The organism is Haloleucobacter ellipsoideus, assembly GCF_052491725.1.
Map to the genome: position 1 here is coordinate 406,678 of NZ_JBQWAR010000017.1, position 11,370 is coordinate 418,047.

11 protein-coding genes are annotated in these 11,370 nt (G+C 63.4%); 8 read left to right on the top strand and 3 right to left on the bottom strand.

Going from position 1 to position 11,370, the window contains the following annotated elements; genetic code table 11:
- Positions 1–26 precede the first annotated feature (26 nt).
- Complete coding sequence (locus ACT6QG_RS07180; protein WP_444976872.1) at positions 27–725, bottom strand: SH3 domain-containing protein; 699 nt, start codon at positions 723–725, stop codon at positions 27–29.
- 98 nt (positions 726–823) lie between these two features.
- The gene (locus tag ACT6QG_RS07185; RefSeq protein WP_444976873.1) at positions 824–2,293 is read right to left on the bottom strand and encodes an MFS transporter; all 1,470 of its coding nucleotides are present in this window, start codon (positions 2,291–2,293) and stop codon (positions 824–826) included.
- A 220-nt stretch (positions 2,294–2,513) separates the two neighbouring features.
- On the opposite strand from ACT6QG_RS07185, the gene smc reads away from it, so the two are divergent.
- The 8 genes from smc (at position 2,514) to ACT6QG_RS07225 (ending at position 10,632) form a co-directional block, all read left to right on the top strand.
- Positions 2,514–5,966 (top strand): chromosome segregation protein SMC, encoded by a 3,453-nt coding sequence (gene smc, locus ACT6QG_RS07190; RefSeq protein WP_444976905.1) that lies wholly within the window; start codon positions 2,514–2,516, stop codon positions 5,964–5,966.
- A 155-nt stretch (positions 5,967–6,121) separates the two neighbouring features.
- Positions 6,122–6,511 carry an AtpZ/AtpI family protein gene (locus ACT6QG_RS07195; RefSeq protein ID WP_444976874.1) on the top strand — a complete coding sequence of 130 codons (390 nt, stop codon included), beginning with the start codon at positions 6,122–6,124 and terminating at the stop codon, positions 6,509–6,511.
- A gap of 171 nt (positions 6,512–6,682) precedes the next feature.
- Entirely contained in the window at positions 6,683–7,435 is a 753-nt protein-coding gene (locus ACT6QG_RS07200) for a F0F1 ATP synthase subunit A (protein WP_444976875.1), read from the top strand.
- A gap of 71 nt (positions 7,436–7,506) precedes the next feature.
- On the top strand, positions 7,507–7,734 hold the full coding sequence (locus tag ACT6QG_RS07205) for a F0F1 ATP synthase subunit C (RefSeq protein WP_444973315.1): 228 nt from the start codon (positions 7,507–7,509) through the stop codon (positions 7,732–7,734).
- A gap of 101 nt (positions 7,735–7,835) precedes the next feature.
- A complete protein-coding gene (locus tag ACT6QG_RS07210; RefSeq protein ID WP_444976876.1) occupies positions 7,836–8,705 on the top strand; it encodes a F0F1 ATP synthase subunit B in 870 nt (289 codons plus the stop codon).
- Between the two features lie 117 nt (positions 8,706–8,822).
- The gene (locus tag ACT6QG_RS07215; RefSeq protein WP_444976877.1) at positions 8,823–9,314 is read left to right on the top strand and encodes a F0F1 ATP synthase subunit B family protein; all 492 of its coding nucleotides are present in this window, start codon (positions 8,823–8,825) and stop codon (positions 9,312–9,314) included.
- Between the two features lie 194 nt (positions 9,315–9,508).
- Positions 9,509–10,387 (top strand): HpcH/HpaI aldolase/citrate lyase family protein, encoded by an 879-nt coding sequence (locus ACT6QG_RS07220; RefSeq protein WP_444976878.1) that lies wholly within the window; start codon positions 9,509–9,511, stop codon positions 10,385–10,387.
- A gap of 41 nt (positions 10,388–10,428) precedes the next feature.
- The gene (locus tag ACT6QG_RS07225; protein ID WP_444976879.1) at positions 10,429–10,632 is read left to right on the top strand and encodes a DUF1737 domain-containing protein; all 204 of its coding nucleotides are present in this window, start codon (positions 10,429–10,431) and stop codon (positions 10,630–10,632) included.
- Between the two features lie 19 nt (positions 10,633–10,651).
- Here ACT6QG_RS07225 and ACT6QG_RS07230 read toward each other — a convergent pair.
- Positions 10,652–11,370, bottom strand: a protein-coding gene (locus ACT6QG_RS07230; RefSeq protein ID WP_444976880.1) for an IS5 family transposase whose coding sequence is annotated in 2 segments (ribosomal slippage) — positions 10,652–11,073 and positions 11,073–11,370 — 720 coding nt annotated over the 2 segments. Because the reading frame shifts where the segments join, the coding sequence is not laid out codon by codon here. This gene is flagged as partial in the annotation.

The window sequence follows — 11,370 nt, forward strand, 5'->3', positions numbered from 1 at the left end:
TCCCACCGGAAGATGGCATGCAGCCCCTATCCGCCGCGCTGGCAACAGCCGGAATAGACGCTGCCATCCGGCCCCGTGAGCACCCCATGGAAGGGGAAGGCGGTGTCGCTCATGCCGTCAGAACAGGCGTTTCCGGTACGGAAAGCCGTGATCTGGCCCGGTGCATCCCCCTTTTTCAGGCGGATGATGAAGGCATTCATCGAGCCGCGTGCCCATTCCATCTGGCCGGCGGTCCATTCGCTCTGGCTGTCAGGTGTGGAAAACTGCGCCTCGCCATTGGCCGTGGTGATGTTCCAGAAGGGCTCGGTGCCGGTGCAGCGCACCGGGAAGCTGGTGTCCGAGGGTTCATCGGGGGCCAGATAGCGTGCATTCACCCAGCCGGTGCCAGCCGGTGTCACCACCTGCCACCAGATTTCCTTGCCTGATTCGTGCCGGGTGCCGGCGATGATGACGTTGCGGCTATAGGGGGGAAGGGTGGTGATGATCTCGGCGGAGGCATCCGGCTGCGCCCGCACATTCAGCACATCATCCTTGGCGACATTGATCACCATCTGGCGGCGGCTGACATCCGGCATGTCCGGGGTGGGGGCAGGGGCAGCGGTTTCAGCCGCACCCGGGCTGGCGGACACTGCGAGCATGGCGGCGGCGCACAGGGCCAGCATGCCGGGCCGCACTGCGGGGAGGTGGATGGCGCGATACAGGGCCCCGGCGAAAACACTGCTCATCTTTCTTCTCCCTGTGCCAGCGGATGGTTCGCTCTTGTGCGCAGGAAAAGCTTAGGAATCCAGCCAATGTGAGGCAGGAGGCCAGCGCCGGGGCGCCTTCATGGATCAATGTCATCCAGACTGGTGCCTGTGGTCTCCACCCGGAACAGCCAGGTGATGAGCGCCCCCAGCAGGGAGGCCCCGATCAGCAGGAACAGCAGGGCCTGGGTGCCCAGCGCATGCAGCACAATGGGAAAGAGAAAGGCGGTGAGCACCGCCCCGATCTTGGCAAAGCCTGCCGCAAAACCCGCCCCGCGCGCCCGGATATGAACAGGGAACACCTCGCCCGCGAGCAGATAGGTTTGGGCGTTGGGGCCAAGATTGGTCATGAAGTTGAACAGCATGAAGCCGATGAAGATCAGCGGAACCTGCATGTGGGCGCTGGCATGGCCGGACATGGCGCTGATGAGGAGCCCCGCGGCGCAGCCGATGAAGCCGACGATCTGCAAGGGAATACGCCCGACCTTGTCGGTGAGCAGCACGGCACAGAGCACGCCGGCCACCAGCAGCAGGTCGATCAGCGCCGCGCCCTTGGCCGCCGCAATGTCATCGGCGACCAGACTGGTGATGGAGGTGGCATGGGTGGCGGCATGGCCAAGGGTGGCGGCCAGAATGGTCGGCGTGAAGATGCCGATGCCATAGGTGCTCAGATCCTGAAGAAACCAGGGGATGCTGGCCAGAATGGTGGAGCGGCGGTTGCGGGCATTGAACAGGGCGAGCGGATGCCTGTCCGCCCTGGTGAGCTTCTTCTGGCGGCCCTTCAGCCGGATCCGGGTGGGGTAGGGCGGGTTGCGCTCCAGCAGTCTTGAGACTTCCTTCTCCGCCTCCTTTTCGCGCCCGTGCGCCATCAGCCAGGATGCGCTTTCCGTTACCGTGAAACGCCCGAGCGTGACGATGAAGGCCGGCAGCACCACCACCGCATACATGTAGCGCCAGGCGGTCACCTCCGGGAAAGCGGCCAGAATGACATAGCCCAGCACGGTGCCGGCCAGCGCGCCCGCCGCCTGAAAGCCAAAGGCCGAGATGACCAGCCGGCCGCGGGTGGAGGAGGGGATGCTTTCTGAAATCACCAGATGCGCGGTGGGATAGTCACACCCCAGCGCCACGCCGACGCCGAACAGGAACAGCACCAGCCAGAAAAAGGAGGGGCTGAAGGACAGCAGCACCAGAAAAACGATGAAGAGCATCATTTCCAGAATGAACATGCTCTTGCGTCCGAACCTGTCGGACAGGGAGCCCAGAAAGAAGGCGCCCACCAGAATGCCGGCAAGGCTGGCTGCCCCCACCATGCCGTGCTGTATCGCATTCAGGGAGAATTCGCGCGAAATGAGCGGCAGCGCCACGCCGGTGATGAACACCACCAGCCCTTCAAAGAACTTGCCCGCCGCCGCCAGCCCCCAGATCCGCCACTGCATCCGTGTCATGGGGGTGAAGGGCACATGGGTGCCATCGCGCCAGACCGGGGTTTCATCGATATAGTCCTGAACGGACCGCCCCTGTTCCTTGTCCTGCACGGCACTCTTGTTCATATCGCCCCACACAAGCGGTTCCGGCAGGAGAGAAGCACCGCCGCGTGAAGGGCAGGTGACGATCCCAACGGTGATTCATGTCACTGCCATTTGACGGAAACGGCATTGGCTGTCACATGCTTCCCATGATCCGTGCCACCCTCATCCGTATTGTACCGCCGGGCTTTGCGGAAGCCCTGGGCGGGGCTTTGCGTCGAGAGATGCGATCTGCGTGACCGGGATGAAGTTTGACCGTTTGCGTCTCGTTGGTTTCAAGACATTTGTCGAGCCCTCGGATCTGTTGATCGAGCCCGGTCTGACCGGTGTTGTGGGGCCGAACGGGTGTGGCAAGTCGAACCTGGTGGAAGCGCTGCGCTGGGTGATGGGCGAAAGCTCCTTCAAGGCCTTCCGCGCGCAGGACATGGATTCCGTCATTTTCGCCGGCACCACGGGCCGCCCCGCCCGCAATGTGGCGGAGGTGAGCCTTCATCTCGATAATCGCGACCGCACGGCCCCTGCCGGTTTCAATGAGTGGGACCAGCTTGAGGTGGTGCGGCGTATCGAGCGGGGGCGTGGCTCCTCCTACAGGGTGAATGGCAAGGATGTCCGTGCGCGTGACGTGCATCTGCTGTTTGCCGATGCCTCCACCGGCTCGCGCTCGCCCGCTTTGGTGCGACAGGGGCAAATTGGCGAGATCGTGGGGGCCAAGCCCGCCGCGCGTCGCCGGATTCTGGAAGAGGCCGCCGGTGTTGCCGGCCTGCATGCCCGCCGCCATGAGGCCGAGACGCGGTTGCGTGCGGCGGAACAGAATCTCTCGCGGCTGGAGGATGTCATCGGGCAGATGACATCCCAGACCGAGAGTCTACGTCGCCAGTCCCGCCAGACCCAGCGTTACAAGGTGCTGGCAGCGGATATTCGCCGGTGCGAGGCCAGCCTGCTGTGGCTGCGCTGGCTGGAGGTGAGCGCCGCTCTTGTGGACGCCGAGAGCGCTCTTGCCGCCACCCAGCGCGATGGGGCCGAACTGGTGCGCGCGCAGGCCGAATCCGCCCGCCTTCAGGCGCTTGCCGCCCATGCCCTGCCGCCGCTGCGCCAGGCCGAGGCGGAAGCCGCCGCCGCCCTTCAGCGCCTCACCCATGCCCGGACGGAACTGGACAAGGAGGAAGCGCGCCTTTCGGCCCGCAGGCAGGAGCTTGAGCGCCGTATCATTCAGGTGGAGCAGGATCTCGCCCGCGAGACATCGCTTTCCAGCGATGCGGAGGAGGTTCTGGAGCGGCTGGTGGCTGAGGCGGAGGACCTGCATATTGCGCAGGAGGAGGCGGCCGAGCAGCAGGCCATGGCGGATGAGCGGCGCGAGGAGGCCGCGCACCTGCTGGAAGAGGCCGAACAGGCGCTGGAGGAAAAGACCGCCCATTTCGCGGATCTTGGCGCCCGCCGCACGGCGCTGGAGCAGGCAGCCCGGGATATGCGCGACAAGCTGCTGCGCAATGCCGCCGAGCGCGCATCGGTGGATGCCGAGGAAGCCCGGCTGAAGCGCGAGGCCGGGGCGGACAATCTCGAATCAATCCGCGCCGAAGCGGAAATCGCCCGCGAATCCCTCGCCGAGGCGGAGGAGCTGACAGCGGAGGCCGAGGCTGCCCATGCCGCCGCCCGTCGCACGCTGGAAGATCTCCGTCCCGCCCTGAATGAGGCGGAGAAGCGTTTCGGCCGGCTGGATGCGGAAGCGCGCACTCTGGCCAAGCTGCTGCAATCCTCGGATCATCGCTTTCCTCCGGTGGCGGATCTGCTGCGGGTGGAAAAGGGTTATGAAACCGCGCTGGGCGCAGCGCTGGGGGATGATCTGGACCTGCCGGTGGACCCTGCCGCGCCCGCGCGCTGGGCCGGCGCGGATGTGCCGGAAAGTGACCCGCCTTTGCCACAAGGCGCACAGCCGCTGGCGCTTTTCGTTTCCGGGGCGCCGGCCCTGATGCGTCGACTGAGCCAGGTGGGAATCGTTCCCCGGGCAGAGGGCAACCATCTTGCCGCACGGCTTCTGCCCGGGCAGCGACTCGTTTCGCGCGAGGGGGATCTGTGGCGCTGGGATGGGGTCATCGCCGCGGCTGATGCTCCAACCGCCGCGGCCCGCCGTCTGGCTGAACGCAATCGGCTGGTGGATATCGAGGCGGAGGCGGAAGAGGCGCGCGCGGTGGTGGAAAGCCTGCGCGAAGAGTTGGAATCGCATGACAGCGCGTTGCGCGCCGCTGCCGCCGCCGAGACACAGGCCCGTGAAGGCCGCCGCATGGCCCAGCGCAAGGCTGAAACCACCCGTGCCGCGCTGGAGGCCGCAGAACGTCGCGCCGCCCAGCATCTGGCCCGATTCTCCGCCCTTGCCGAAGCCCGCACCCGCATCATGGCAGCGCGCGAGGAGGGGGAGGCCAGCCTTGAAGAGGTGAATGAGGCCATCGCCGCGCTCGATAAGCCGCAGATTCTCGAGGCGGATCTTGCCCGTGCCCGCGCGGAGGCCAGCGAGCGGCGCGCCGCATTGGCGGAGGCGCGCGCGGCCAGCGAATCTCTCAAGCGTGACAGCGCCGCCCGAATCCGCCGGCTGGAGGCCATCGCAAGCGAGGAGCGCTCATGGCGCCAGCGGGCCGATGGCGCGGGTGAACGACTCGCGGCCGTGACAGCGCGGGGCGAAGAGGCCCGTCTTGAGCTGGAAGAGCTTGAAGACGCGCCAAACGCCATCTTTCACCAGCGCCGCGCCCTTCTTTCGGCGCTTGAGGATGCGGAAGCCGCCCGCCGCGCCGCAGCAGACCGGCTGGCGGAGGGGGAGGCCGCCCTTGCCAGTGCCGACAAGGCCGCGCGCGATGCGCTTGAGGCCATGTCCTCTGCCCGTGCGGAACATGCAAGGGCGGAGGAGAGGCTGGAGGCCACCCGCCAGCGCTGCGACGATGTGCTGCGGGAAATCTCCGAGGCCCTTGAGGGGCCACCGGAAACAGCCCGCACGGCCGCCGGGCTCGAGAGTGATTCTCCATTGCCTGATGCGGAGGAGATCGCCACTGCCCTTGAAAAGGCGCGCCGGGACCGGGACCGGCTTGGCGCGGTGAACCTGCGCGCCGATATCGAGCTGGAGGAAGCGGAGACGCGGCTGGAGGATCTCACCCGCGAGCGGGATGATCTGGTCGAGGCCATTCGCCGCCTGCGTGGCGCCATAGCCAGCCTGAATCGCGAGGCGCGGGAAAGGCTTCAGGCCTCCTTCGCGGTGGTGGACGGCCATTTCCGCAAGCTGTTCGATACCCTTTTCGGCGGGGGTGAGGCCCAGCTAGTGCTGACGGATGCCGAAGATCCGCTTGAGGCCGGGCTCGACATCATCGCCAAACCGCCGGGCAAGAAACCGCAGAGCCTCTCCCTGCTTTCTGGGGGAGAGCAGGCGCTGACGGCCATGGCGCTGATTTTTGCGGTGTTTCTCACGAATCCTGCCCCGATCTGCGTGCTGGATGAGGTGGACGCTCCACTGGACGATGCCAATGTGGAGCGCTTCTGCACCCTGCTGGAGGAGATGAGACGCCTTACGGAAACACGTTTTCTCACTATTACCCACAACCCGATCACCATGGCCCATATGGACCGCCTCTTCGGGGTGACGATGGCCGAACGCGGGGTCTCCCGGCTGGTGTCAGTGGACCTTAAGTCAGCTGAACAGATGCGCGAGGCGGTGTAGCTGGGCCTGAAAGAATGGCCTGCCACAATTTTCCATATGAATTTCATATGGATAGGGAAAACATGCTTTGCCTTGACACCTAATTTTGACGCAACTATGGTGCGCCCGGTTTCAAGGGAAGGGCATTTGTCTTTTCCGGGGCCGGAGTCGAAGCCATGACCGAGCCTGAATCTTCCCCGGAAGGGGAGCGACATGCGGGCAAGCATGGAAAAGATGCCCGCCCCAGTGATGCCGAGCTTTTTGACCGGCTGAACCGTCTCGACGCCTCGTTGAGCCGGTTGCAGGGCAAGAAGGCGGAAGAGGCATCGGCTGGGCGCAAGCGGGACACATCGGCTCAATCGGGCGCTGCCCTTGCCTTCCGGCTGGGTGCGGAGTTCGTTTCAGGCACGCTGGTGGGGGCGCTCATCGGTTATGGTCTGGACAGGTTTTTCTCGATCAGCCCCTGGGGTCTGATCATCTTCACGCTGGTTGGCTTTGCGGCCGGTGTGTTGAACATGATGCGAGCGGCGGGTGAAGGTCCGTCGCGGGGGCAGCCAAAGTCCTGAGGCGCAACGGAAGGGTTGCAGCCGCGGGGTGTTTCCTGCATACGGCAATCGCTGTGGCGGGGGTGCAAGGCTCCATCGAAATCTTGCGGCATCCGCCGTTCGGATAATTGCGCGGCTTGTGCCGCAGTTTACTTCTCGCGGCGTAAGTCGCATGGCAGGGGGCGCGCTCGGATGATCGTTGATCCGATCCACCAGTTTGAGATCAAGCCGCTCGTAAGTCTCTTCAATGTGGGTGGAGCAGAGTTCTCCTTCACAAACTCTGCACTCTTCATGTGCATTGTTGTGGCGGTGATCTTCTTCTATCTCACCTACGCGACGCGCGGTCGTACGCTGGTTCCCAGCCGGGCACAGTCCATCGCGGAGATGAGCTATGAGTTCATCGCCAAGATGGTGCGTGACTCCGCCGGCACGGAAGGCATGGTCTTCTTCCCGCTGGTCTTCTCCATCTTCATGTTCATCCTGTTCGGGAATCTTGTCGGTCTCGTGCCGTACAGCTTCACCATCACCTCCCATCTGGTGGTGACGGCGGCGCTTTCCCTGCTGGTGATCTTCACCGTCATCATTTATGGCCTGATCCGCCATGGCACCCACTTTCTCGGCCTTTTCGTGCCGTCGGGCGTGCCGGCCTTCCTGTTGCCGATCCTGGTGCTGATCGAGGTCGTTTCCTTCCTTTCCCGTCCCATCAGCCTTTCGCTGCGTCTGTTCGCCAACATGCTGGCCGGCCATATCGCGCTGAAGGTGTTCGCCTATTTCGTGGTGGGTATGGCTTCTGCCGGTATTGCCGGTGCCTTTGGCGCCGTGCTGCCCTTCTTCATGATTGTGGCCCTGACAGCCTTCGAGCTCATGGTCGCGGTGTTGCAGGCTTATGTGTTCGCGGTTCTCACCTCGATCTATCTGAATGATGCGATCCATCCCGGTCACTGACGGATCTTGGAAGCATCAGGCTTTGTCTGACAGGTTGTCTTCATCCAAAAGGTTTTCTAAGGAGCAGTCCAATGGAAATGGAAGCTGGTAAGTTCATCGGTGCCGGTCTCGCTTGCCTCGGCATGGGTCTGGCCGCTGTCGGCGTCGGTAACATTTTCGGCAACTTCCTGTCGGGTGCCCTGCGCAACCCGTCTGCCGCCGATGGCCAGTTCGCTCGCGCGTTCATTGGTGCGGCTCTTGCCGAAGGTCTGGGCATCTTCTCGCTCGTCGTCGCCCTGATCCTGCTCTTCGTGGCCTGATCCAGGTTGCGCATCGGGCCCCGGGTCTTTGAGACGCGGGGCTTCCCGGCCGTGTGGCCGAGTTCAAGTCAAACGGGCGTGCCATGATGAAGCCATGGAAAATGACTGTCGCGCTGGCGATAGCGGGTATCGGTCTTGGTGCCACCCCTCTCGCGGCTGTTCCTCTTGTCGTGGAGAAGTCCGCGAATGAGGCCGGGGCCTTTTCGCCTTTGGTGGACGGCTCTTTCCGGGTTGCGCAGGCTGCGCCCGTTCAGGCTGAGGACGGCGGGTCCGGTGAGGCTTCGGCCACACCGGCGGAAGCCGCTCCGGCTGAACAGAATGCCGCTCCCTCTCAGGAGCAGACCCAGCCTGCGGCAGTAGAAGCTGTCGAGGTTGAGGAAACCGTGATCCAGGTGCAGGAAGTGCCTGCTGCTGCGGCAGCTCCCGCTTCGGCGCCGGAGCACGGCAACATTGTTGACGAGCATGCGGCGCACTTCCCGCCCTTCGATGTTTCGACCTTCCCCTCCCAGCTTCTCTGGCTGGTCATCACTTTCGTCCTTCTTTACCTGCTGATGAGCCGGGTGACCCTGCCGCGTATCGGCCGGATCCTTGAAGAGCGCCGTGACCGGATCGCGGATGATCTGGATGAAGGTATCAAGCTGAAGGCCGAGAGTGAGGCTGCCCAGCTCGCCTATGAGAAGGCTCTCAATGAGGCGCGTGCCCGGGCCAACGCCATTGCTGGTGAAACCCGCGCCAAGCTGGCGGCTGAATCCGATGCCAATCGCAAGGCCCTTGAGGCTGATCTGAATGCCAAGCTCGAGGCTGCTGAAGTGCGAATTGCCGCAACCAAGGCGGAAGCGATGGGGCATGTGCGCGGAATTGCGGTTGATACGGCGCAGGCCATCGTGGCTTCGCTGGTCGGCGCCAGCCCGTCCACCTCCGATGTCGAGAAGGCTGTCGATACAGTGCTGACCGATAAGGTCGCAGCCTGATCTGAATATGGAATTCGGGGCGAGCCTGCTCATTCAGCGCAGTCTTGCCCGCCCAATAAAGCCCATCTCGCCTGAACAGGCTGCCATGCTGGGCTCGGACCGATCTGGGGACCGGACATGAACGAATCAAGTTGGGCAAATATCTGGGTACTGATCGCCTTTGTGGTGTTCATCGCCGGGCTGCTTTATCTGGGCGTCCACCGGATGCTCGCCTCTGCCCTGGATGCCCGCAGCGCCCGCATTGCCAATGAGCTGGAGGAAGCACGCCGGTTCAAGGAAGAGGCGCAGAAGCTGGTTGCCGAATTCAAGCGCAAGCAGCGCGAGGCCGAGGCCGAGGCCGAATCCATCGTCACCGCCGCCAAGGTGGAGGCCGAGCGCCTTGCCGCTGAGGCCAAGGCCAAGCTGAATGACTTTGTTGCCCGCCGGACCAAGCAGGCTGAAGACAAGATCGCTCAGGCCGAACAGCAGGCTCTGGCCGATGTGAAGGCGGTTGCCGCTGAGGCCGCAACCCGCGCTGCCGGTGTTCTTGCCAGCAATGCTGCGCAAGGTGCTGTGGCGGACAATCTGGTTGCCAACGCAATTTCTCAGGTCCAGTCCAAGCTGAACTGAATATTGCTGCATTGAAATTTGAAGAAGGACGTCTGCTGTCATGGCAGTCGTCCTTTTTTCATGTCTGCTTCACTTCAGCATCTGTCTTTTGGCTGGCGCATGTGAAGTATTTATTTTGAAGTGTGAAAGCCTCTTCTCGTAAGTGGCGGCTGGCCTTATGGTCTTGTCAATCATCTTGTTCAGGGAGCTCGTCCATGGCCATTCGTCCCCGTCGGAGCGTTCTTTACATGCCCGGTTCCAATGCACGTGCTCTGGAGAAGGCGCGCGAGCTGCCGGCTGATGGCGTTATTCTGGACCTTGAGGATTCAGTCGCCCCTGACAGCAAGACGGAAGCGCGTGCACGGGTTGCCGAGGTCGTGAAGGCGGGTGGTTTCGGGCCGCGTGAGGTGGTGATCCGAATCAATGGGCTGGATACCCCCTGGGGAGCAGAGGATCTGGAAGCCGCCGCTGCCGCAGCACCGGATGCCATTTTGCTGCCCAAGGTGGAGCGGGTGGAGCAGCTTGAAACCGTTGGTCGCCGTCTTGAAGAGCTGGGCGTTCCAGCACAGACCCGCGTCTGGGCCATGATTGAAACGCCCTTGGCCATACTGAATATTCACGCCATTGCCGCTGCGGCGCGCAACCCGCAGACCCGGCTCTCGGTCTTTGTGCTTGGCACGAATGATCTGGCGAAGGAGACGCGCGCCGCCCTCATTCCCGGCCGTGCGCCCATGCTGGCTTGGCTGAGCATGTGTGTTGCCGCCGCCCGTGTCTATGGGCTGGATGTGCTGGATGGGGTGTGGAACCAGTTCAAGGATATGGATGGTTTTCAGGCTGAGTGCGCGCAAGGGGTTGAGTTCGGGATGGACGGCAAGACTGTCATTCATCCCTCGCAGATCGAGCCCTGTAATGCCGCTTTCTCCCCCCCGCCTGCCGAGGTGGAGCGGGCCCGGGGAATCATCGCTGCCTTTGAACGGCCAGAAAATGCAGGCAAGGGTGTCATCACCATTGATGGCCGCATGGTGGAGTTGCTGCATGCCGAAATGGCGCGGCGCACCGTGGCACTGGCCGATGCAATTGCCGCGCGCGGTTGATCTGAACCCCGCCGGCTCAACCTTCATCTGAGGATCTCGCCATGAAGCTTTATCGCTACCTGACAGGACCGGACGATTCATCCTTCTGCAAGCGTGTGACGGCGGCCCTGAACAAGGGCTGGCAGCTTTATGGTGCGCCGACCCTGACCTTTGACGCAGCCGAGGGCCGCGTCATTTGTGGGCAGGTGGTTGTGAAGGATGTACCCGGCGAGTGGTCTGATGACCTGAAGCTGTCGGACTATTAGGGCTAGGTCCGATCGACATTCACCTGAGCCAGATCATGGCTGCGGCGAGGAGGACGAAGCCGGCGAAGTGGATCGTTCGGCGGTCGTATCGCGTCGCGAAGCGGCGGAAGTGCTTGAGGCGATTGAAGCATCGTTCGATGCGGTTGCGGCACTTGTACGCCATTGCATCGTGCGGGATGAGGATCTTCCGGGTCCGGTTGGATGGGATCACCGTCGCCGCGCCAATGCCCGCCACGTGCCGGCGGAAAGCGTTGCTGTCATAGGCCTTGTCGGCGAGCACGGCGGCACCTGCCATGCCATCCACCAAGGCAGAGGCGACGGTGACATCGCCCACCTGGCCCGCCGTGATGACGAAGCGCACAGGGCGCCCCAGCGCGTCAGCCAGCATGTGGACCTTGGTGGTCAGTCCGCCTCGGGAACGCCCCAGCGCCTGATCCCTGGCCCCCCTTTTCCGTTCGCCGCCTGCTGGTGAGCCCGCACAATAGTGCTGTCGATCATCAGATATTGGTTGTCGTGATCGGCGGTCAGGGCCGCAAATACCCGCTCCCACACTTCTGCGTGGCACCAGCGGCTGAAGCGCTTGTGAACGCTCTTCCTGCGGCCATAGCGCTCGGGCAGGTCACACCAATGCGCCCCGGAGCGCAGAACCCACAGACAACCGTTCACGAACAAGCGGTTGTCCGAGCCAGTGCGGCCCGGATCCGTGGCTTTGCCCGGCAGCAAAGGTGCGATCTTCGC